The organism is Dyella sp. GSA-30 (assembly GCF_027924605.1).
Taxonomy (GTDB): Bacteria; Pseudomonadota; Gammaproteobacteria; order Xanthomonadales; family Rhodanobacteraceae; genus GSA-30.
Genome location: NZ_AP027042.1, coordinates 5003808 through 5026642 on the forward strand (window position 1 = coordinate 5003808; position 22835 = coordinate 5026642).

General features: G+C 62.2%; 19 protein-coding genes. 3 read left to right on the forward strand and 16 right to left on the reverse strand.

Going from position 1 to position 22835, the window contains the following annotated elements; translation table 11 throughout:
* Positions 1 to 142: 142 nt before the first annotated feature.
* The 15 genes from QMG46_RS21580 to QMG46_RS21650 form a co-directional block, all read right to left on the reverse strand.
* On the reverse strand, positions 143 to 1354 hold the full coding sequence (locus QMG46_RS21580) for a flagellar hook-length control protein FliK (RefSeq protein ID WP_281849952.1): 1212 nt from the start codon (positions 1352 to 1354) through the stop codon (positions 143 to 145).
* Between the two features lie 60 nt (positions 1355 to 1414).
* Entirely contained in the window at positions 1415 to 1837 is a 423-nt protein-coding gene (fliJ, locus tag QMG46_RS21585) for a flagellar export protein FliJ (RefSeq protein WP_281849953.1), read from the reverse strand.
* Positions 1834 to 3189 (reverse strand): flagellar protein export ATPase FliI, encoded by a 1356-nt coding sequence (gene fliI / locus QMG46_RS21590; RefSeq protein ID WP_281849954.1) that lies wholly within the window; start codon positions 3187 to 3189, stop codon positions 1834 to 1836. Before fliI ends, fliJ begins: the two co-directional genes overlap by 4 nt.
* A complete protein-coding gene (locus QMG46_RS21595) occupies positions 3189 to 3836 on the reverse strand; it encodes a FliH/SctL family protein (protein WP_281849955.1) in 648 nt (215 codons plus the stop codon). Before QMG46_RS21595 ends, fliI begins: the two co-directional genes overlap by 1 nt.
* Entirely contained in the window at positions 3836 to 4825 is a 990-nt protein-coding gene (fliG, locus tag QMG46_RS21600) for a flagellar motor switch protein FliG (RefSeq protein ID WP_281852947.1), read from the reverse strand. The genes QMG46_RS21595 and fliG overlap by 1 nt, the downstream gene beginning before the upstream one ends.
* A 10-nt stretch (positions 4826 to 4835) precedes the next feature.
* Complete coding sequence (gene fliF, locus QMG46_RS21605; RefSeq protein WP_281849957.1) at positions 4836 to 6533, reverse strand: flagellar basal-body MS-ring/collar protein FliF; 1698 nt, start codon at positions 6531 to 6533, stop codon at positions 4836 to 4838.
* A 71-nt stretch (positions 6534 to 6604) separates the two neighbouring features.
* Entirely contained in the window at positions 6605 to 6937 is a 333-nt protein-coding gene (fliE, locus tag QMG46_RS21610; protein WP_281849958.1) for a flagellar hook-basal body complex protein FliE, read from the reverse strand.
* Positions 6938 to 7075: 138 nt separating this feature from the next.
* Positions 7076 to 8509 carry a sigma-54 dependent transcriptional regulator gene (locus tag QMG46_RS21615; RefSeq protein WP_281849959.1) on the reverse strand — a complete coding sequence of 478 codons (1434 nt, stop codon included), beginning with the start codon at positions 8507 to 8509 and terminating at the stop codon, positions 7076 to 7078.
* 389 nt (positions 8510 to 8898) lie between these two features.
* Positions 8899 to 9453, reverse strand: coding sequence for a PilZ domain-containing protein (locus QMG46_RS21620; protein WP_281849960.1), 555 nt, complete (start codon positions 9451 to 9453; stop codon positions 8899 to 8901).
* A 100-nt stretch (positions 9454 to 9553) separates the two neighbouring features.
* Entirely contained in the window at positions 9554 to 9859 is a 306-nt protein-coding gene (locus QMG46_RS21625; RefSeq protein ID WP_281849961.1) for a flagellar protein FliT, read from the reverse strand.
* Positions 9856 to 10290 (reverse strand): flagellar export chaperone FliS, encoded by a 435-nt coding sequence (fliS, locus tag QMG46_RS21630; RefSeq protein ID WP_281849962.1) that lies wholly within the window; start codon positions 10288 to 10290, stop codon positions 9856 to 9858. Before fliS ends, QMG46_RS21625 begins: the two co-directional genes overlap by 4 nt.
* Positions 10291 to 10309: 19 nt before the next feature.
* On the reverse strand, positions 10310 to 11803 hold the full coding sequence (gene fliD / locus QMG46_RS21635; protein WP_281849963.1) for a flagellar filament capping protein FliD: 1494 nt from the start codon (positions 11801 to 11803) through the stop codon (positions 10310 to 10312).
* Positions 11804 to 12001: 198 nt separating this feature from the next.
* Positions 12002 to 13204 carry a flagellin N-terminal helical domain-containing protein gene (locus tag QMG46_RS21640; RefSeq protein ID WP_281849964.1) on the reverse strand — a complete coding sequence of 401 codons (1203 nt, stop codon included), beginning with the start codon at positions 13202 to 13204 and terminating at the stop codon, positions 12002 to 12004.
* Positions 13205 to 13388: 184 nt separating this feature from the next.
* A complete protein-coding gene (locus QMG46_RS21645; RefSeq protein WP_281849965.1) occupies positions 13389 to 13610 on the reverse strand; it encodes a hypothetical protein in 222 nt (73 codons plus the stop codon).
* 57 nt (positions 13611 to 13667) lie between these two features.
* Positions 13668 to 14870: a flagellin N-terminal helical domain-containing protein gene (locus tag QMG46_RS21650; RefSeq protein ID WP_281849966.1), complete on the reverse strand. Its 1203-nt coding sequence runs from the start codon at positions 14868 to 14870 to the stop codon at positions 13668 to 13670.
* 427 nt (positions 14871 to 15297) lie between these two features.
* On the opposite strand from QMG46_RS21650, the gene QMG46_RS21655 reads away from it, so the two are divergent.
* From QMG46_RS21655 to QMG46_RS21665, 3 genes are read left to right on the forward strand one after another with little or no spacing between them, the layout of a single operon-like run.
* Positions 15298 to 16434 (forward strand): DegT/DnrJ/EryC1/StrS family aminotransferase, encoded by a 1137-nt coding sequence (locus QMG46_RS21655; RefSeq protein ID WP_281849967.1) that lies wholly within the window; start codon positions 15298 to 15300, stop codon positions 16432 to 16434.
* A complete protein-coding gene (locus QMG46_RS21660; protein ID WP_281849968.1) occupies positions 16431 to 17003 on the forward strand; it encodes an acyltransferase in 573 nt (190 codons plus the stop codon). The genes QMG46_RS21655 and QMG46_RS21660 overlap by 4 nt, the downstream gene beginning before the upstream one ends.
* Before the next feature lie 33 nt (positions 17004 to 17036).
* Positions 17037 to 20573 carry a glycosyltransferase gene (locus QMG46_RS21665; RefSeq protein ID WP_281849969.1) on the forward strand — a complete coding sequence of 1179 codons (3537 nt, stop codon included), beginning with the start codon at positions 17037 to 17039 and terminating at the stop codon, positions 20571 to 20573.
* 1033 nt (positions 20574 to 21606) lie between these two features.
* On the opposite strand, the gene flgL is transcribed toward QMG46_RS21665, so the two are convergent.
* Positions 21607 to 22833 (reverse strand): flagellar hook-associated protein FlgL, encoded by a 1227-nt coding sequence (gene flgL, locus QMG46_RS21670; RefSeq protein ID WP_281849970.1) that lies wholly within the window; start codon positions 22831 to 22833, stop codon positions 21607 to 21609.
* Between the last annotated feature and the right edge of the window lie 2 nt (positions 22834 to 22835).

Here is a 22835-nt window from a genome sequence, read left to right on the forward strand (position 1 = left end):
CGATAGGTTGTCGCCAGAGCCTATAAAAGTCATCTCTCTAGCGAAAACTGAAAACCGATGCCACTGGGTCCCGGCCTACGCCGGGATGACGACAATAAAAACTGAGGCTATGGGAGGCTATCTTCAGTCGCGACAGGCCAAATTAGGCAAACATATCCACCAATCCCACAGCTACCTGCCTGATCGGCGAAACCTCGACGTCCCCATCAGCACCGTCGCTACCAGCAAACGAACCTTTGCCGGAAGACGAAGAAGACCCATCTGACCCTTGATGCTGCTGCCCCACGAAGGTATGCCCCAACGAGAGGCCATGACCCGCCAACATGGTGTCCAACTGGCCCAAGGTCTGCTGCACGGCGGTCACCGCGGCCGGGTGCTGCGCGGCGAACGCTACGTCGACACGGTTGTTGTGATCGATGCTTACTTTCACTTCCAGCTCGCCCAGAGACTCCGGATTGAGCCTGATACGCGCTTCCTTGATGTCCTGCCCGCCCATCCAGGCCACTTGCTGGCCAAGCTCCTGCGCAAAGCCGCTGCTGTCGACGGATGACTGCATCTGCACAACTTGCGGTTGTGCGGTATGGGTGATGCCGCCGGGGCCGGCCGTCAAGCCGAGCATGGCGGTGATGTCGTTGTCTTTGTGGGTGGCGGTTTGCGGTAAGTCGGTCGGCGTGGCTTCGGCGGTCTGCACAGTCTTCGTTGCCGTGGTGGCAGTGGTCGTGCTCGCCTTGTTCGTTGCATTGGCGATAACGTGATGCCAATCGTCGTCACCCGCCTTGTCGTCAGCCTTGCTCTCGGTTGCACCTGCTTTACCGAGATCGGCGAGCTTGGGCATCGTGGGCAGCACGTTGGTGGGGATGCCAGCCAACTTGGCTTGCGCACTGGTGGCAGCGGGATCCTTGGTGGCCTGGGCATCGGTTGCCGGCACAGCTTGCGGCATGGCCAGAGCTAGCGCGGACATGCCCACGGGCGGTGTATTCGTAGCAGTCGGATCGGTAGCCGCGCCCTGAGCAGGCGCCGCTGACGAGTCCACCGCAGGCGCAGACTGCCCCAGCAACTGCAGCATGGTGCTGGCAAGGCTGGTGTCGTCGCTGTCGTCCTGGCTTTTGTCGTCGGTCGCACGGGCGGTCTTTTTGTCGCCATCAGCCGATGCCGTCTTGCCCTGCGCGACCGGCGTGCTGTTGTCATCGGACGCCTGGCGGTCATCGCCCTGCCTCGGCTGCTGCTGACGGCGAGCCGCATCCAGTTGACTGTCGAAACGATCGTCGCCCTGATTCTGCTGCGAAGACGGCGATGGCGAAGCCACGGGAAGCGGTGGTGTGGAAGCGACGGGCGAAGCTACGCTGGCAGTCATGGCGTCATCGTTTTGGCGAATATGGGACATAGCTGCCAGGCAGCAAGGATTGGGCCAGAGCTAACGCGGGCGCCGGTACTGCATGCGCTCGTCGATTTCCGATTGTTCGCGACGCTCTTCGCTTTTACGCTCCAGCTCGCGGTGGTGATCGATCACGCTACCGAGCGCGCGTTCACGCGCATGCGCTTCACGCCACTGCCCACCGGCCTGATCGAGCAGGCGGCGCTGCCGTTCGACTTCGCCGGTCTGCTGCACGATGGCCTGGTCAATGCGCTCGACAAAGCGCTGGCGGTTGAGCAAGGCCGTGACGTTGAGGTCGCCGCTGTCGAGTGCGTACTCGTCGCGATAACGCTTGAGTTCGCCCAGCTGCTGCTCGGCCTTGGCCAGCTTCTGCTGCTGTTCGGCCAGGCGCAGCAGCGCTTTTTCCTGGCGCTCTTTCGCCTGGTCAGCGGCCGGTTGCAAATGGGTGGCGCGGGACTTCATGCCATGGCCTCCTGAGCGATCACTTGCAGTGCCTCGATGGCGGAATTGAGCGGCATCGGCTCGTCCACTTCTTGTTGCAGGAAGTCACGCAGCCGCGGCCACATCGCGATGGCGCGATCGGTCTGCGGATCGGAACCCTTCTGGTACGCGCCCACCGCGATCAAATCACGCTGCTGGCGATAGGCCGAATAGACCTGCCGGAATTTCTGCGCCGCGCGCATCTGTTCGCGCTCGACCACCGCCGGCATGACACGGCTGATGGACGCTTCGATATCGATGGCCGGGTAGTGCCCGGCTTCGGCCAGATCGCGCGAGAGCACGATATGGCCGTCGAGAATCGCGCGCGCCGCGTCGGCGATCGGATCATGACGGTAGTCGTCGCCCTCGGTCAGCACGGTGTAGAAAGCGGTAATCGAACCGCGGCCTTCAGCATCGTTGCCGGCGCGCTCCACCAGTGCCGGCATCATCGCAAAGACCGACGGCGGGTAACCCTTGGTCGCTGGCGGCTCGCCGATGGCCAGGGCGATCTCACGCTGTGCCTGCGCGTAACGCGTCAGCGAATCCATCAGCAATAGCACGCGCTGACCACGATCGCGGAACCACTCGGCGATAGCCGTGGCGTATTGTGCGCCGCGCAAACGCTTGAGCGGCGGCGCGTCGGCCGGCGCGGCAACGATCACCGCACGGGCACGACCTTCCTCGCCCAGCGTATGCTCGACAAATTCCTTGACTTCGCGGCCACGCTCGCCGATCAGGCCGACCACCACGACGTCGGCATTCGTGTAACGAGTCATCATGCCCAGCAGTGTCGACTTGCCGACGCCCGAACCGGCGAACAGGCCAAGACGCTGTCCTCGCCCCACCGTCAGCAAGGCGTTGATCGCTCGCACGCCCACGTCGAGCGGGGTATCGATGGGCTTGCGTGCCATCGGGTTGATCGGATCGCGCTTGAGCGCGGCGTGCTCGTCGATATCCAGCGGCCCGCCACCGTCGAGCGGCGCACCGTCGGCGCCGACGACACGGCCCAAAAGAGCCTCCCCGACCGGTAAGCCGCCCGCATGCGAACACGGTCGTACGCGCGCATTCGGCAATACGCCGTGCATTTCGGCGACCGGCATCAATAACAGGCGCTCGTCGGCAAAACCGACGACTTCGGTATCCAACTCGGTGCCATCGGCGGTAGCCACCAGGCAGCGCGCGCCCAATGGCGCTTCGCAACCTTCGGCTTCCAGCATCAGGCCCACCACGCGACGCAGGCGGCCTTCGACAATCAGTGTCTGCGCGGCTTCCGCACGCTGACGCCGACGCGCCAGCTTGTCCTGCCAGGACGCCTGGCGCGCCTCGACGCTCATCAGGGCGTCACCTCGTCGACATCGTCGTCCTGGTCGCTATCGATACCCAGCACGGCGTCGATGACCGCAGCCAGGCGCGTCTCGACGCGAGCATCGAGACGTGAACGGCCACTTTCCAACAGGCAATCGCCTCGGTCCAGCGCGGGATCAGGCAGCAATTGCCAATGTGTTTCGACTGCATCCAGCTCGCGCATCAACGTCACATCATCGGGATGCAGGCGCACGCGCAGATCGCGTTCGGCCGATGGCAGGGCCAGGGCCGCCTCGCGCACCGCCTGCACCACCAGGTCAGGCGAGACACGCAATTCATGAGCCAGCACACGACGCGCGGCCACCATGGCCAGGCGTGCCAGCTCTTGTTCGGTGGTGTCGTCAAGCATTTGCAGCGGGCGCGCGACCGATTCGAACAAGGCTTCCAGGCGAGCCCGATGCTCGCGCAATTCTTCGGCGGCCTTGGCACGGCCTTCGGCCAGACCGGTGACAAAGCCCTCTTCGCGTGCCTGCCGCTCGAGCTCTTCGAGTTCGAACACAGTGGGGCGCGGCGCGGCCTCTTCTTCCTCCGCGGGAGCGGGTGGCTGTTCACCCATATGCGGTGGCGCCCAGCGCGTGAAGTCCTGCAGCAGCTCGCGCGCGAGGATCGGTTTCATCAAACGAACTCATCACCGCTGGCGGACAGACTGATCTGCCCAGAATCGGCGAGCCGTCGCGCGATACCCATCACTTCCTTCTGCGCCGCATCGACCTCGCTCAGACGCACCGGGCCCTTCACTTCCAGATCGTCGCGCAGCATGTCGGCAGCGCGCTGCGACATATTGGCGAAGATCTTTTCGCGCACGCCGGGTTCGGCACCCTTCAGCGCCACGACCAGGCGCGCGGAAGGTACTTCGCGCAACAGAGTCTGCATGCTGCGATCGTCCAGGTCGGCAAGGTCATCGAAGACGAACATCAGTTCTTCGATCCGGCCGCCGAGGCCGGCATCATGAGTGCGGATGGCCGCCATCAATTCCGCTTCGCGGCTGGCCTCCATCGCATTGAGAATATCGGCCGCCGCCTTGAGGCCGCCGACATTGGCCGACTTGAGCTTGTTGGTGTTGCCGGAGAATTGACGCTCCATGATTTCGTCGAGCTCGTTCAACGCATGCGGCTGCACGCCGTCGAGCGTGGCGATGCGCATCACTGCATCCGAACGTGTACGCGCGGGCAGGTAGCCGATGACTTCGGCAGCCTGGTCCGGTTCGAGATGCGCCAGTACCAGCGCGATGATCTGCGGATGCTCCAGCCCGATCATTTCGGCGATCGCGCGGCTTTCCATCCATTTGAGCGATTCCAGGCCCTTGCTGCTGCGGCCGAGCAGGATGCGGTCGATCAGGCCGCCCGCCTTGCTCTCGCCCAGCGCATTGACCAGGATCTTGCGGATATATTCCTCGGTTCCGACGCCCAACGCGGTCTGCTTGCCGAGTTCGTCATGCAGCAGCGTCAGCACATGCTCGACCTGCTCGCGTGACACGCTGGTCAAGCCCGCCATGGCGGTGCCGACGGCCTGCACGTCGCGCGCGGACAGGTGCTTGAGCACCTCGGCCGCATCCTGCTCGCCGAGGGTGAGCAGGAGAATGGCCGCGCGCTGCGCGCCGGAGATCACCGTCTGATTAGCCGCCATCCTCGCCCACCCAATTCTTCACTACCTGCGCCACCTGTTTGGGGTTCTCGGCAACCATGCGTCGCGCCAAACCGATGCGTTGTTCATAGGCCATCGCCTGTGGCGAACCCAGGCGGCTACGCCCGGATTCCGGTGCTGGCTGGTCGCCGTCGTCGTCGTCATCGGTCAACCGCACCGACACCGTGGGAATCGGCCCGGCAAGCGCCGGCTGCATCACTGGCGATGGCCCCTTGAGCAGGCCCTTCAGCATCGGACGCAGGAAGACAAAGCCGACGATGAGAGCGATCAGCACGCCGACGCCCTGCTTGATCAGATCCATCATGCCCGGACGCTGCCAGAACGGCTCCTGCGGGAGTTTCTCGTCAGCCGGGCTTTGGTGGAACGGCTGGTTGATCACGCTAACCGAGTCGCCACGCTTCTCGTCGAAGCCGATCGCGTTCTTGGTCAGATCGGTCAGATGCTGCAATTCCTGCGCGGTGAACGGCACGCTCTTGGCCGGATCCGCGCCGACCGGCTTGTTGTCGACCAGCACCGCGATGCTCAAGCGTGCGAGACGGCCCGCCGGATCACTGACATGGCTGACCGTGCGATCGAGTTCGTAGTTGCGTGTTGCGCTGCTGGAAGCTTCGCTCGGTGCGCTTGCTTGCGCCGTTGCAGCGTTGGTCGCGCCGGGCTTGCCGGCATTCGGACGTGCCGCTGTCGGTTGCGCCACCGTGTTCGGCGGCTGGTTGCTCAATGCACCCGGCACGCCATTGTTCTGTGCGACATCGTGACGCTGCTCGCTATTGGTCTGCTCGCTGCGCAGCGCGGGATGTTCGTGGTCGTACGTTTCGGTCGCTTTCTCGGTCTGGCTGAAATCCATCTCCGCCGACACCTGGGCACGAACGCGGCCCGGTCCGACCAGCGGCGTCAGCAGATCCTCGACGCGCTGCGCATAGGTATTTTCCAGTCGCGTGGCCAGGCGCAGACGGCTATCGCCAATCGCACTGGCGCTGTCGGGATCGCTGATCGTCAGCAACTGCCCCTGTTGATCGATGATCGACACCTGCTTTGCGTCGAGTTCCGGCACGCTGGAGGCAACCAGGTGCACGATCGCCGCGACCTGACTCTGGTCGAGCTGGCGGCCGGGATACAAGGTAAGCAACACCGACGCGCTGGCTTGGCGATTGTCGCGAACGAATGCCGACGGCTTCGGCAAGGCCAGATGCACGCGAGCCGAACGCACCGACTGCAAACCGCCGATCGTATTGCCCAGATCCGTTTCGAGCATTTGCTGATAGCGCGTCCGTTCGGCCAGATCGCTCATGCCAAACGGCGAATCGGCGCCCGGCATGACGGTGCCCGCACTGCCCTGCGGTAGACCTTGTGAGGCAAGTTTCAGGCGCACCGCAGCCAGGTCGGAAGCGGGCACGGAGATCGAGCTGCCATCCGGGCTCAATGTGTAAGGTGTGTTGGCCGCCTGCAATGCCTGCGTCACTGCTGCGGCATCCTTCGAATCCAGCCCCGCATATAGCAGCGCATAGTTGGGACCGCGCGACCACAGCACGACTCCGACGCCGATCGCCACCGCCAGCGCCACGCCCACCAGCAACATAAGCTGGCGCGTCGCCGGACTGCGGGCGATCTGCTTGAGTGGGTCAAGGCGCGCGCCGTTATTGGCGGGTTGCGCGATGGCGGAGTCGGCCATGAATTGGGCTCAATCGTTAGCTTGGGTTGACGAAGGATGTACGGCTCTTGTTCGGCGATTGCATGGATCGATTACATGGACATGTTCATGATGTCTTTGTAGGCATCGAGCAGCTTGCTGCGCACCGCGGTGACCGCACGCAAGGAGAGGTCGGCTTTCTGCATCTGCACCATCGTGGACGCCAGGTCCGAGCCCGGGTCGCCGCGTTCGAAGCTCGCCGCCATCTGGCCGGCCTGCATCTGCGTATTGCCCACCGCCGAAATCGATTGCTTGAGCAATGCGCCGAAATCCATGCCCTGGCTGGCGGCAGGCGTGGTGCTGCTGAAGCTCGTCTCGGGCATGCGCACCTGCGTGGACATCTGGCGCATTTGCGAAAGCAGGCTATTGACGTCGATCTGGCTCATGTCGAAATTCCAACGCTATGGGTGTTCACAGGTGTTAAAAGCACAAGCCGTGCCAGTGTTACGTCGCGTGTCGAAGATGCGTCACACGACTTACCCGTCACACCGTAAAATCCCCTAAAAACATGCACTCTCGTGCGATTACCCGTGTACCGACAACATCGGCTGCAAGCCGTACTTGCGCAGTTTTTCCACCAGCGTCGTGCGTTGCATGCGCAGCAGCTTCGCCGCGTGCGCCACCACGCCGTCGGTGGCGTCAAGCGCCTGACGGATCAGCCCGATCTCGATATCGGCCAGGTGATCCTTCAGATCCAGGCCGCCTTCGGGCAGCTGCACCGCCGAGTCGATGGTCTGCGTGGCGCCCATGGGGGTGCCGATCACATGACGGTCGTCCATCAGCGACATCAGTGCCACGCCGCCGACTTCATCGCTGCTGACCGTGCCGCGGTACTTCTCCGGCAGGTCGGCTGCGCGCACTTCGCCATGCGGGTAAAGAATGGCCAGGCGTTCGACCAGGTTGGACAGCTCGCGCACATTGCCCGGCCAGCTGTGGCTGCGCAGCGCATGCATCGCGCCGTTGCTGAAGCGAACGCCGTCGAGGCCGCGGCGCAGCAGGCGCTGATTGAACTCCTCGATCAGCTCGGGCAGGTCGTCCAGGTGCTCGCGCAAGGCGGGCATCTCCAGCGGGAACACGCTCAGGCGATAGAAAAGGTCTTCGCGGAAGCGACCGTCGGCGATCGCCTGCTCCAGGTTGCGATGGGTGGCGGCGATGATGCGCACGTCGCAACGCTGGGTCTTGTTGCCGCCGACGCGCTCGAACATGCGCTCCTGCAGCACACGCAACAATTTCACCTGCATCGGCAGGCTCATGTCGCCGATTTCGTCGAGGAACAGCGTGCCGCCCTCGGCCATTTCGAAGCGGCCCTTGCGGGTGCTGATAGCACCGGTGAAGGCGCCCTTCTCGTGGCCGAACAATTCGCTTTCGAGCAATTCGGCGGGAATCGCGCCGCAGTTGATCGCCACAAAAGGACGGTCGCGACGTGGCGAGCAATCGTGAATGGTACGCGCCACCATTTCCTTGCCGGTGCCAGACTCGCCCAACACCAGCACGCTGGAATCGAACGGGGCCACCTGACGGATCAGCGCATTGACGCGACCCATCGGCGATGAGCGGCCGACAAAGCGGGCTCGCCCCTGGGCGGCGCTGATCTGTCGTGCATGCAGGCTGCGCATCGCCTCGGCGACCTGCTCGTAGCGCAGCGGAAATTCGAGCCGCTCGACCCGACCGGCGAACGGTGAGTCGTTGCCGGCGAGCCGGATGGTTTGCGGCGAATCGGACGCGAGCAGCAGCGGAATCGCACCAGCTTGTCCGCCGAGTGCGCCAAGGCGCCGCTGCAGCTTGTTGTCGTCGACCACGTGACCGACGTAGACCGCCCGCCATTCCTGCTCAGCTGCCCTCTGCTCGGATAGTTCCGAGTCCAGCTGCGGGCGGTAGCCCAAGAAATGAAGCGCCGACATGACTGCGTCAGCTCGCCCCTGATCGGATTCAATCACCAGAAAGTCGGCGGTATCCATAATCGCTGCAGTTCCCAACTGTTGTACTCATCGTTCACGCCACGTCCGTTGTCGCGCGTCGATCCCCCTTGCCCGTGTCGACTATCCGTCGCCGACACTGGGAGGCAGTGGCAAGACCTGCGCCAAAATTACTGCGTGGTCCGGCCCGAGTTCATAGGGATTTGCCGTTAGATCGTGACGGCCGCATCACTGGAAACGTTTACAAGGCCAAGTATTTGTATGATTTTACTGAGAAAATTTTTGCCTACTCGGCCACTTGGACAGCCAAATTGGCTGTCAGGAACTTGTCGCAGGCCACGTAATTGGTTTCGACCGACTGCTCATAGTGTGATGAGCATCACATGAGGTTGCCGGGAGTGAATCACATTCAGCGCGTGACGAAGTTCTTGTCAGGTCAGTGACTGACGCGCTTCGGCCACTTTGCGACGATGGTGACGAAACACGAAACGCTCGAGCCCGTCATTCACTGCCTCACCCAGCGATTCGAACACCAGAAACGTCGAGCCCTGATCGGCGCCAGGATGTTGACGGACCGGCAATTCCAGCGGCAAAGCGCGGCAGGCATCGATATGCAGGCGAAGCAGTAGAGGACCGTTCGCTTGCGGCACCAGATCGCTGGAAACGAGCGCGCCCGTGGCGTTCAGGCGAATGCGCTGGCGTGCCGGCAATATGCTTTCGGGCACCAACAAGCGGGTGACGATATCCATCAATACATTGAGCTTGTTGTCGATGCGCGCAAGCTCCTGCACCAACGGACTTTCTTCATCGATGTCGCCACGGCGCTCCTCGAGCGAATCGAGCGTCGCGAGCACGTGCAGATTGCGCTCGCGAACTTCGGCCTGGCGTTTTTCGTCCCAGACGCCGTCGAGCGTTGCACACGCCAGATGCAAGCGGTCTTCATAGGAAACGCGCTCGGAAAACACCTGCCAGTCGTTGTCTTGCATGAAAATCCCCTATCGATGACGCGCGGCAATCAGGCCCGGGTGAAGCCTAGCGGCGATGTCGTCGCCACGCACGCTGCCACGCGCAAACAAGAGGAATGACTCACGGCTCTTCGGACGACGCGATGTAGGCGCTGAGCGCGCGATGGGAATATTTATGTTGTTGCACCTGCTGATTGACCAGTTCCCTGGCCTGCTCGGCCAGATCCATCAACTGCGCGTTCTGCTCGATCAGGATCCGGACGATATCGGCACTGCGCTCGTCGGGCGGATGCCCCATCCTGAGCTGTGCGTCGCGCTGCGGAGTCAGTTCCTGTACACGATCCCATTCACCCGCGCGTGCGGCTTCAAGTGCCTTGATACTGAGTTCGTAAGCGAGCTCAAGCGGGATATGGGTCTGCTCGATCATGCGCCGACACCTTCGGCCGCCTTGCGCTGCTGAGCCAGATAGCTTTCGCGAATCGCGTGCCAGCTGTCGCGGATAGGTATCAGCAGGCGAGCGGCTTCGTCCAGCGCCCGCAGGTCGTTATTGAGCTGCGCATGCAGCAGGCGACGTGTGACATATTCATAGAGAGCGCCCAGGCGCCCCGCCAGTTCGCCACCCGCCTCATGGTTCAGGCTGCTGCGAAGCTCGGCCAGAATGGCCAGCGCCTTGGAGAAAGCCACGCCCTTGGCCGCCACGTCTTTGTGATGGATATGACCGCGTGCCTGGTTGATCCGATCGAGCACGCCATCGAGCAGCATCGAGGTCAGCTGATGCGGATCGGCGTCTTCTACCCCACCGCGCGCACCGGTCTGCTGGTACATCGAGCTGGCCTTGCGCATGAGTCCGTACGTCATTTCCCGTTCCCCCTTTCACTCACTTGGAATTGCCGGAATTTTCCAGCTGGGCCAAAGCGGTGGTGAGATAACTGCTGGTGTTGTTGAGTGAGGACATCAACGTGTCCAGGTTGGTGTATTGCTTCTGCAACTGGTCCTGATACTGCGCCATGCGGTTATCCAGCGCGGTCTGCTGGGTACCCAGCTGGGTCAGGTTGTTATTGAGGCTGGTGGTACGCGTGCCGATGATGCCGGTCGAGGACGTATAGGTGTCCAATGCGGCATTGAGCTTGGTCGCGTAACCGTTGGTGCCGGCAAACAGGTTTTGCACCGCATTCGGATCGGCTGTCAGCGCCGCGGTCAGCTTGTCCGAATCCAGGGTCATCGTGCCGTCGTCGCCGCGCGTGATGCCCAGATTGGCCAGGGTGCCGATGCTGTTCCCCGACACTGCCCCGCTGAGCACGCTCGATACGCTGCGCTCCACCGAGGTCATGGTGGTGTCGCCGAACAATGCGCCGACCGCCTTGGTACTTGGGTTGTAGTCGAGCTGCTGTACCGCTGTGTTGTAGGCGTTGTAAGCGTCGACAAACCCCTGCACGGCGGTCTGCGCAGCCGTGTTGTCCTGAGTGACATTAAGCTTCGTGTCGCCGGTCTTGGTCAGCGCGATGGTCACGCCATTGAGCGCCCCGGTCACGCTGTTGCTGGCGCTGGTGATAGCGATGCCGTCGAGACTGAGCTTGGCGTCCTGGGCTTCGAAATTGCCCGGGGTGCTCAATTGGGTCGCCAGTGCGGTGAGCCCGTCGCTGCTGGTCGCGTTGGCACTGATGGTGAAGGCGTTGGCGACACCGGTCTTGCTGGAACTGAGCTGCAACTGGGTGCCATTGACACCGTTGATCACGGTGGCGACGACACCGGGGTTATTCGAGGCTTTGTTGATCGACGAGGCGATATCGGCCAGGGTCGCCGTGGAAGACACCGCCACATTGAAACTATTGGTACCCACGCCAATGGTCAGCGTACCCTCGCCGACCGCGGCCGTACTGGACAACGTGCTACTGGCACGCTTCTGCGCGGTCGCCAGCTGGCTGACGTTGAGGTCGTAGCTGCCCGGCACCGCATTGCTCAGCGTGGTCGCCGTGGCGATGGTATTGTCGGTGGCGGTGGCATTGAAACTGGCGAACGTGCTGGTCGTGGTGAGCTTGGCCAGCGCCGACTGCAACGTGGTGAGCGCGGAGCTGAGCGAGCTTAGCGCCGTCAGTTGGCCTTTGATCTGATTGGTCTTGTTGTCGATCTGATTCTGCGACGCCGCTTTCTTGGCGTTGACCAGGGCGGTCACGATCGCGTTCACGTCGAGGCCCGAGCCAATGCCCGCTGCGCTCAGCGTGCCGCCGCTGGAGCTACCCGTCCCGGTGGTACTGCCCGTGCCGCTCGTGCCGCTGGTGCCGCTCGTGCCGGAAGAAGAGCCCGCGCCAAGTGCATTCAGCAAGGACGTAATGCTGCTGGTCGCCGAGCTTGTGCTGCTGGTGGTAGTCATGACAATCCTCACGTTCCGATAGATGGCCCCGTTCACCGGGATACTGGCCCGATCACCGGAAAAGCAAGCAACTGAACTGCATGCTTTTCCCGTAATCCGTCTTGCCGGCAGGACGACGATGCCCGTCGCCGCTACCGTCATACTCCGGCCCTGCAGTCGACGGCGCCTTACTGCGCGCCGCCGACTTTCAAGAGTCGATTACTGCAGCAGCTTCAGCACCTGCTGCGGCTGCGTATTGGCCTGCGACAGCACCGAGATACCGGCCTGTTGCAGAATCTGCGCCCTGCTCAAGTTCGCCGTTTCCATGGCGAAGTCGACGTCCTGAATAGTCGACTGCGAGGTGATCAGGTTGTCCTGCTCGGCGCTCAACGTGGAGATGGTCGACTGGAAGCGGTTCTGGATCGCACCCAGGTTGCTGGTCAACGTCGATACGGTGCCCAATGCCACGTCGATGCGCGAGATCAAGGCGTTGGAGTCGTCGACCGTCAGCACGCCACCGCCCTGCAGGCTACCGCTGGCCACAGCCGTGACGGCCGTACCCGCGGTGGTCAGCGTGGAGGCACCATTCACCGAGGTGGCGCCAGCGAAGATACTGCCGGTAAATTGGGCAGTCGCATCGACTGCACCGGTGTCATCCAGAGAAACCGTGCCGGTCGAGTAGATGTTGATGCTCTTGCCGTCGGCGCTGACCGCCGCACTGGTACCTGCCACGTTGGCGGCATTGATCGCATCGGAAACGTCCTGCAGGCTGCTGGCCGTGCCGGTCAAGGCGACGGCCTTGCCATCGGCGCCGGTGAGGCTGATCTTGGACAGATCGAGCGTCAAGGCGCTGCCATTGGCATCCTTGAAAGCGTTGCTGATGTCGACGGTCGACACATGGGCCACCTGGCCGAGCTGGCTGGTCTTGGCGCCGCTACCCAGTGAGATCGAAATCGTCTGGCCGACATTGGAGCCGATCTGGAACGACAGCGTACCGGCCGAACCGTCCAGCACCTTGGTGCCGTTGAAGTCGGTCTGGTTGGCGATACGGGTGATTTCAGACAGACGCTGCTGCACTTCGGTATCGATCGCCTTACGGTCGTCGGCGGTGTAGTTGCCGTTGGCCGACTGCACGGCCAGATCGCGAATCGCCTGCAGGTTGGAGGTAACTTCGTCCAGGGCCGACTCGGTGGTCTGCGCCAGGGAGATGGCGTCTGACGCGTTGGAGCTGGCCTGACCGATACCGCCGATCTGCGTGCTGAAACGGGTGGAGATTGCGAAGCCTGCGGCGTTGTCCTTGGCGCTGTTGATCCTCAAGCCCGACGACAGACGCTGAGTAGCGGTCATCAATGCGCTCTGCGACTTGGACAGGTTGTTCTGTGCGTTCAGCGATGAAATGTTGGTGTTGATTACAAGTGACATGGTGTGCTCCCTGCGAAACCGATAGTCAGTCCATATGCGATGTCGAATCCGGCGGGATTCCTTGGGGTTTGCCATCCGCCTCGGAGAGTTTTTCGGCCCCCGCAGGCGATACTTGAGAGACACCCGTCGCATTTTTTTGACACCAGTTCGCTTTCCGGCAGCATCTGCAAGAGTGATGCCAGGGCTAAAGTTGCACTGATTCTGGTCTTGAATCGTCGATCGGATAGTGCGCCGCCACTTTTTTGGCGTTGACCAGAGCGGTCACGATCGCGTTGGATCCCACAAACAGCCTTGTCCACAAGGCCCCAGCCAGACCACCGGAAAAGCATCCAACATCGTCTGGTTGCTTTTCCCGTAACCCGGTCTTACCGATAGCGGCGGCATTGCTCACCGCCGCTATCGTCATACTCCGGCTCCGTTATCGGTGACGCCTTACTGCGCGCCACCGATCTTGACGAGTCGGTTACTGCAGCAGCTTCAGCACCTGCTGCGGCTGCGAGTTGGCCTGCGACAGCACCGAGATACCGGCCTGCTGCAGGATCTGCGCCTTGCTCAGGTTCGCCGTTTCCGTAGCGAAGTCCGCGTCCTGAATGGTCGACTGCGAAGCGGTCAGGTTGTCCTTCTCGGCGCTCAGCGTGGAGATGGTCGACTGGAAGCGGTTCTGGATCGCACCCAGGTTCGAGGTCAGCGTCGACACCGAGCTCAGTGCCACGTCGATGCGCGAAATCAGAGCGTTGGAGTCGTCGACCGACAGCACGTCGCCGCCTTGCAGGCTACCGCTGGCAGCGGCGGTGACAGCCGTGCCCGAGGTGGTCAGCGTGGACGAACCGTTCACCGAGGTGGCGGCACCGAAGATCGAACCGGTCGCCGTGGCCGTACCCGAAGCGGCACCCGCATCGCTCACCGTGATGCTGCCCGTCGAGTAGACGTTGATGCCCTTACCGTCGCCACTGACGGCAGCGGTAGTGCCCGGGACGTTGGCCGCATTGATCGCGTCGGACAGATCCTGCAGGCTGTTGGCCTTGCCGCTCAGGGTCACGGTCTTGCCGTCGGAGCCGGTCAGGCTGATCTTGGACAGGTCCAGCGAGGTGGCGTTGCCGCTGGCATCCTTGAATGCGCCACTGATGTCGCCCGTGGAAACTTCGGAAACCTGACCCAGCTGGCTGGTCTTGGCGCCGCCGCCCAGGGAGATCGAGATGGTCTGGCCGACGTTGGAGCCGATCTGGAACGACAGCGTACCGGCCGAACCGTCCAGCACCTTGGTGCCGTTGAAGTCGGTCTGGTTGGCGATACGGGTGATTTCCGACAGACGCTGCTGCACTTCGGTATCGATCGCCTTACGGTCGTCGGCAGTGTAGTTGCCGTTGGCCGACTGCACGGCCAGATCGCGGATCGCCTGCAGGTTGGAGGTAACTTCGTCCAGGGCCGACTCGGTGGTCTGAGCCAGGGAGATAGCGTCCGAGGCGTTGGAACTGGCCTGACCGATACCGCCGATCTGGGTGGTAAAGCGGGTGGAGATCGCGAAGCCCGCGGCGTTGTCCTTGGCGCTGTTGATCTTCAGGCCCGACGACAGACGCTGGGTAGCGGTTGCCAGCGCGCTCTGCGACTTGGACAGGTTGTTCTGCGCGGTCAGCGACGAAACGTTGGTATTGATAACGAGTGACATGGTGTGTCTCCTACGGAACCGGTAGCCGGTCAAGATGTGTTTTGAATCCGGCGGGGATTCCTGATGGGTTGCCATCCGCCTCGGGGAATTTATCGGTCTTCGCCGACAATACTTGAGAGATATCCACGCCCCTTTTTGTCATCGACTCGCTTCGTGACCGCCCTCGCAAGAACGGCAGCAACGATTAAAGTTGCGCCGCCTGCTGCCGAGCACTCGCGCAAACGACTGGCCTGAAGCGTCTTTTCGCATCTGAAACTTCCTGCGTTGGCATCAAGCTTGCTCCCTACCCCTTGAGCAGCGCATGGCGCGTCGGAAACCCGACGCCACGTCCATGCGCCTTGCGACGCTTATTTGGCTTTAAGGGGGTACCAGCGATGCCATCGATCCAAGCAGCGACAAACGTCAGTGCCCTCGCGAGCGCAAACGTATGAGCGCGCCGCGCATTCCCTTGCTGGTCGCGCAATTGCCCGACACCGACGCGCTGATTCCTTATCTAAGGCAGATCGACAGCAACCGCTGGTACACCAATTTTGGCCCGCTGGTGCTGCAGCTCGAGCAGCGTTTCGCCGCCAGCTTTGCACCGGCGTCGCTGGCGCCCACGGCGATAACCGCCTCGAACGGTACCGCCGGCCTGGAGCTGGCGCTGTGTGCGCTTGAACTCATGCAAGGCGCGCGCGTATTGCTGCCCGCGCTGACCTTCGTCGCCACGGCGACATCGGTAATACGTGCCGGCTATCGCCCCTTGATCGGCGACGTGGACGCGGACACCTGGCTGCTTACGCCGGAAACCGCACGCGCTTATGCCGCACGGCACCGCGTGGACGCCGTGATGCCGGTGGCCACGTTCGGCAATCCGCAAGATGTGGAGGCCTGGGACAAATTCGTCGAAGACACCGGCATTCCGGTGATCATCGATGCGGCCGGCGCATTCGGCAATCAACGTGTCGGACGCCGTTGCCACGTTGTTTTCAGTCTGCACGCCACCAAAGCCCTGGCTGCCGGCGAAGGCGGGATGGTGGTGAGCTACGACCAGCAGCTCACCTCACTGGTGCGCCGCCTGAGCAATTTCGGGATCGACCTCGAGCGCGGCAGCCAGGTATTCGTCGCTGGCGAAAACGGCAAGCTCAGCGAATACCACGCGGCAGTCGCACACGCCGCCCTCGACCAGTGGCCGGTCGTGGTGGAACGGCGCCGTGCCGTACAGGCCCGCTATCAACATATCCTGCAGCAATATTGTCCTGAGTTGCGGATGCAGCGCCGCGCCGAGAACGGCATCTATCCGATTCTCGTCGGCCTGCTTCCACCCGGCTATCGGGCACGCGAACTGCAACCGGCACTGCTCGCGCGCGGTATCGAAACACGTCAATGGTATTGCCCCACTCTGGACCGCCATCCGGCTTTCGCCAGTTTTGCCGTCGGCCCGCTGCCGGTGGCGCACGAGCTGGCCGAACGTCTGATCGGCCTGCCGTTCTTCGTCGACATCGATGAGGAACAGATGCAACGCGTCGCTCAGGCGCTGGCCGAGCTTACGCAAGTCACATCTAAACAGGGAGCCTACGCATGAGCCTGCTCGATCCCGCCCAGATGGGCTTTCGAAAAGTCGGCCGTAACGTACGCATCTATGCCGGCGCCAAGATCATCGGCGCCGAGTACATGACGCTGGGCGACAACATCATCATTGACGACTTCGTCATGATCTATGCGCGCGCGCCCAGCGTGATCGGCAGCCATGTGCATATCGCATCGTTCTGTTCGATCACCGGCGGCGGCGAGTTCGTGCTCGGGGACTTCTCCGGTTTGTCGTCCGGTGTGCGTGTCATCACCGGCTCGGACGATTTCCTCGGCGGCGGCCTCACCAATCCGACCATTCCGGATGCTTATCGAAGCGTCCTGCGCTCGCATGTACTGGTCGGACGCCACGCACTCGTGGGTACGAACTCCGTGCTGCTTCCCGGCGCGGAAATAGGTGACGGTAGCGCCGTTGGAGCGGCCAGCCTGGTCAATCGTCCGATCGCCCCCTGGGGAGTCTACGTTGGAGCACCGGCTCGGCGCATACGCGAACGCCCGAGCGAGACGATCCTGGCACAGGAAGCGGCGCTCGCCGCGAGCCATCCTTTTGTACGCGCCGCCTGAGCTGGCCGTCGCCCCGACCGAGAACAAACGCCCATGAGCGGACCCGAACCGTCCATCCTGCAATCGCAGCTGAGCCAGGCACACCAACGCATCGAGCTGATGCAGCAGTTCTTCAGCGAGCATGGCCTGCGCGAAAAAGCTCGCGTGCGCGGACAGGACAAGCAGCGTCTGCGCGCCTTGCGCGAACTGCCTGGATATATCGACGCCTATCGCCCCGACCCGCTGATTTCGATCATCGTGCCGACCTACAACCGGGCCCGGATCATCATCGAGCGCACGCTGCCCAGCGTGCTGCGGCAGACCTATCCACATTGGGAACTGATCATCGTCGGCGACCGCATGGACCAGGATCAGGCCGACCTGCTGCGTGAGGCGACCGCAGACGATCCGCGCCTGCACTTTCATAATCTGAAGCAACGCGGGAAATATCCCGCGAACAAAGGACCATCGTGGTATGTGGCCGGCACCAAACCGGTCAACTTCGGCCTTCGTTGCGCGCGCGGGGCCTGGATTGCCCATCTCGACGACGACGACGAGTTCCTGCCCGATCATCTCGCCTCGTTGCTGCAAGCGGCCCAGACCGCCCGTAGCGAATGGGCCCACGGCAAGGTGCAGTTCTACGACGACAACGGCGTCGAACAGACCGTAGTCGGTTCGGAAACGCCCATGCATGGCGCCATCGCCCGTATCGGCAGCCTTTACCATGCATGCCTGAAGACCTTTCGCTACAACCCTGGCTGCTGGAAATATTTCTATCCCGGCGACTGGGACCTGTGGGAACGCCTCTTGGAAATGGGTGTGCGCCACGTGCACAACCATCGCATCGTGGCTATCCATCATGGCGACTATTTCCGCCGCGAAGTGGTCGCGGACGAAGGCGCCATCAAATTTACCCGCAGGGTGCTCAACCCTGATGAGGCCTATCGCGAATGGCTGGCGCAGCTCAAGCTGCGTCCGCCGCAGATAGCGCAGGCGCAGGAACGCACCACGCAACTGGCTGTCGATGTCGTACTGATCGACACGACCGGCGACACCGCAGCCCTGCGCCGAAGTCTCGACAGCCTGTTGGCGCAGACGCACAAGCGTGTAGCGATCCATGTGCTTTCCAACCACGCGCCCGCCTTGCCCGACGGCATTGGCGTCCAGCCGCTGCGCGGCGATGGGATAGAGCAATTCAACACCCTGGCGAAACTCGGCCATGCCGACTGGCTCCTGCCGATCTGGGCGGGCGACGAACTGGCCGAACACGCCTTGTTGATCCTGGCCGACCATGCCCAGGCGCAGCCGGAACTGTCGTGCTGCTATCTCGACGAAGACGCGTTGGGCAGCGATGGCTACGAACAGCCGTTGCTCAAGCCCGACGTCAATCTCGACCTTCTACGCAGCTATCCCTATATCGGCCGCACCCTGGCCGTGCGCCGGGACGCGTTGACGGAGCTTGGCGGTTGGGACACCCGGTTCGACGCGCTCAGCCATGCCGACTTCCTGTTTCGCGTGATCGAACAACTCGGCCTGCCTGCGGTCGGCCATCTCCCGGAGGTGCTGTACCACGCTGGCACGCCCCACGCCTCCTGGCTGGCTCAACCCGCGGTAGCGGAACAGTCGTCGCAGATCGTGCAGGCTCACCTGGAACGCCTCGGTATCGCGCACGAGCTGCACTCGGGCGGCCTTCCCGGGGTCAACCGCGTACGCTACCTGCATCAACACAAACCGTTGGTGTCGATCATCGTGCCGACGCGCGACCAGCTGCCGATGCTCAACGGCTTGATCGACAGCCTGATCGAACGCACCAAGTACGCGCGTTACGAACTGCTGATCGTCGACAACGATAGCCGCGACCCGGCCGCCTGTGCATATCTGGACGGCATCGCCAAGCTGGGCAGCGAGAAAATCCGCGTGCTGCGTTACCCGCACGCGTTCAACTATTCGGCGATCAACAACTTCGCGGTCGCACAGGCGCGTGGCGAATACCTGATCCTGCTCAACAACGACACCGCCGTTCTACACGAAGACTGGATCGACGCCCTGCTCCATCATGCGCAGCGGCCGGAAGTAGGCATCGTCGGCGCCAAGCTGCACTACCCGGACGGGCGTATCCAGCATGGTGGTGTCGTGCTCGGCCTGCGCGGTCCGGCCGATCACCCGTTCATTCATGCTGAGCCGGATGCACCGGGCTACATGCAGCGTCTACAAGTCGACCAGAACTATACGGCCGTCACCGCGGCTTGCCTGATGATTCGCCGCTCGGTCTACGAGGAAGTCGGTGGCCTCAACGAAGTCGACTTCAAGGTTTCCTATAACGATGTCGACCTCTGTCTGAAGGTGCGCGAGGCCGGTTACCTTACCGTGTGGACACCCTACGCACGCCTCATGCACGAGGGCAGCGTCAGCCAGAAGAAAGTCGATACCGCGAGCCAGGAAGCGAAGGCGCTGCGCTTCCGTGGCGAGCAGAACGCGATGTATCGCAAATGGCTGCCCTTGTTGGCGCGAGATCCCGCCTATAACGTCAACCTCAGCCTGCACGACGAAGGTTTTCTGCTGTCGCCGCAGCGATCGATGGCATGGCAGCCGTTTTCGCAACCACTGGCGCCACGCATATTGGCCCACCCGGCCGACAGCAATGGCTGCGGACACTATCGCATCCGCCAGCCGTTCACCGCCATGCAGGATGCCGGCCTGATCGAGGGCTGCATCACCGACCGCCTGCACCTGCCCACCACGATCGAACGCTTCGATCCGCAAGTCATTATCTATCAGCGTCAGCTCACCGACATACAACTGGAGTCCATCCAGCATGTCGCCGACCTGTCACGCGCATTCCGCATCTATGAGCTGGACGACCTGTTGACCAACCTGCCGCTGAAGAGCGCGCACCGCAACGAGATGCCCAAGGACATCCTCAAATCGCTGCGCAAGGCGATGAGCCTGGTCGATCGATTTGTCGTATCCACGCCGGAGCTGGCGGACAAGTTCAGCTCCCTGCATGCCGATATCAGGGTCGTACGGAATCGCCTTCCACTGGACTGGTGGGGCGATCTTCGAGTGGAACGCCAGCACAACGAAAAGCCGCGCGTTGGCTGGGCCGGTGGCCTTAGCCATCGCGGCGATCTCGAGCTGATTGCCGATGTGGTGCGCGATCTGGCCGATGAGGTGGATTGGGTCTTCATGGGCATGTGCCCGGACAAGCTCAAACCCTATGTGAAGGAGTTCCATCCTGGGGTGCGCATCCATGAATACCCCGCCAAGCTCGCCGCTCTGAATCTCGATCTCGCACTGGCGCCGCTGGAAGAAAACCCCTTCAACGAATGCAAGAGTAATTTGCGCTTGCTTGAATATGGGATTTGCGGGTTTCCGGTGGTGTGCAGCGATATCGCCTGTTATCGCGATGATTTGCCGGTGACGCGGGTGAAGAATCGGTACAAGGATTGGATGGGGGCTATTCGTATGCATCTGGTGGATCGGGATGCGACGGTGGTGGCTGGTGATCGGTTGCGGGATGCGGTGCGTGATGGGTGGATGTTGGAGGGGGCGAATTTGGTGGAGTGGAGGGAGGCTTGGACGCCTGGGTGATTTTGTGGGGGCGCTTTTTTTGGGTCTGCGACGGTCGCCCCGGTCACCTCCATGTTTGACACGAACTCCCTTAGGTCGTCATTCCGGCGTAGGCCAGAACCCAGTGGCGTTAGTGCTTGGTTCTTGCCTGGATGCTTTGGCGACCTGGCCGCTTACGCAGCGGGCGTTTCACTCGCCTGCCGGCGAGCGAGTCACCTTCTCTTTGCTGGCCCACGCTTGCGCGCAGCGCATGCGAACGGCGAAGCCGGCCCGGAGGGCGAAGGACCTTTAGGTCCGGAGTAAAGAGAAAGTAACCCAAGAGAAATGGCCTGTGGATCAAGAGCTCTGAGCAGCATTGAGGGATAAAACCGTTCGTGCCGTCTACTCGAACCGAGTGGGGACACTTCAAGCGCTTCTGAGGTGCGCCGAATCTGTGCGCGAGGCGTCTTGGCGGTGAGGACTTAAAGCGTTCCCCCTCACCCTCACCCTAACCCTCTCCCCCGGCAAAGCCAGGGGAGAGGGGACTGACTGAGGGAGCCTCTTTTCTTCGTTCTCTCGCCACCTGCTCCCTCTCCCCTGGCTTTGCCGGGGGAGAGGGTTGGGGTGAGGGGGCCGGGTGCTCGCGGGAACATCACCCACAGTGCAGCTTTGCTCTCGACAAGCGATGCGCAGCGAGCGATCAGCTCTTCGGGCCCCCTCGGGAGCCGAGTGAGGTTTGGACGATCAGGCCCCGAAGGGGGACTCGGCAGGGACGCCGAGTCCTTTTCGACAAGACAGGGACGTCCTGTCGAAAAGCCCGGCCAAACCTCACGGTCCGAAGGACGGCGGACTAGGGGTGTCCTTTCTTTGGTTATCTTTCTTTGGACAAGCAAAGAAAGTAACTCGGCGACCGGCAGGTCGGCGAAACACGCCGTAGGCGACTTTCTGGCACGAACGCCAGGCCAGAGCGATGCACGCTCCAGCGACAACCCACCACCGAAGCCACTGGATCCCCGCCTTCGCGGGGATGACGATGTTTGGGGGCTGATCTGATGCACCAGGTGCACCCCACCCATCACTTCAAATAATTAAACAACGTCATCGACTTCATCTGCGCAAACACCTGCTGCGACGCCTGCAACGCCGACGACTGCAAGGACAGGTTGCTGATGGCCGTATAAGGATCGACATCCTGCACATCCGACAACGCCGAGGTATACGTCACATTGAGATCCGAATACGCCGAACTCTGCTGATCGAGCGTATTGAGGCGATTACCGATCAATACCTGGGTATTGGTGACACTGCTCTCGGCTTGGTCAATCGACTCGATCTGACGATTCATCGCATTGGCCAATTGCGTGTCGCTTGCACCGCTACCCAGCGCCGTAATCATATTGTTGAGGGTGCTGAAGACATCCTGGCTCTGATCCGTCTTGACGCCGATCGTGTCGCCAGCTGCCGGCGTGCCGCTCAAAGCAATCGACATGCCGTCGAAACTGATGCTGCCACCGTCGGTATACGTACCGCCCACCGGGTTGCCACTGCTATCGACAATGGCATTCCCGGTGGCATCGGTCGCCGTCCAAGCTCCGCCGGCAGCGAAAGTGATATTGATCGCACCACCGGTCGACACCTTGGCCGCATTCCAGGCGCTGGTATCGGTCACGCTGTTGTCGCCAACGATGAGCGTGCCTGTGTTGGCACCGCCCGCACCGGCAACGAACGAACCATTACCAGCCGGCAGGTTCATGAAGACAGTGCTACCTGCATCGCCGATCGGCACCTGCAGGCTTGAGCCGACGGCGGTATTCAACTGACCGTCGTTGCCGTTGTAAGTCACCGTGCCGTCCGAGTTCTTGGTAAACGGCGCAGTCGTGGTACTGGTGCCGGCAAACAGGGCGGCGCCGTTGGTGTCGGTGGTATTGGCCAATTGCACCAGCTGGTCGCGAATCTGGGTCAGCTCGGTCGCCATGTTCTGGCGATCGCTCGGCGACAAGGAACCATTGATGCCGTTCAACGCCAACGTACGTGCGCGGTCAAGCAGCGATGTCACCGAGTCCAGCGCACCACCCTCGGTGGTAAGGCGTGTATTGGCGGCATTGATGTTCGAGGTGTACTGCGCGTTGCTCGCCAGGATGTGATTGAGGCTGAGTGCCTGCGCGGCGCCGGTGGGATCGTCGGACGCAACATTGATGCGCTTGCCGGTGGTGACCTGGTTCTGCGTATTGGCCAGCGCGCTCTGCTGGTTGAGCATGGTGCTGAGCGACTGCTGAAACTGCCAGCTGGTGGAAATGCGCATCG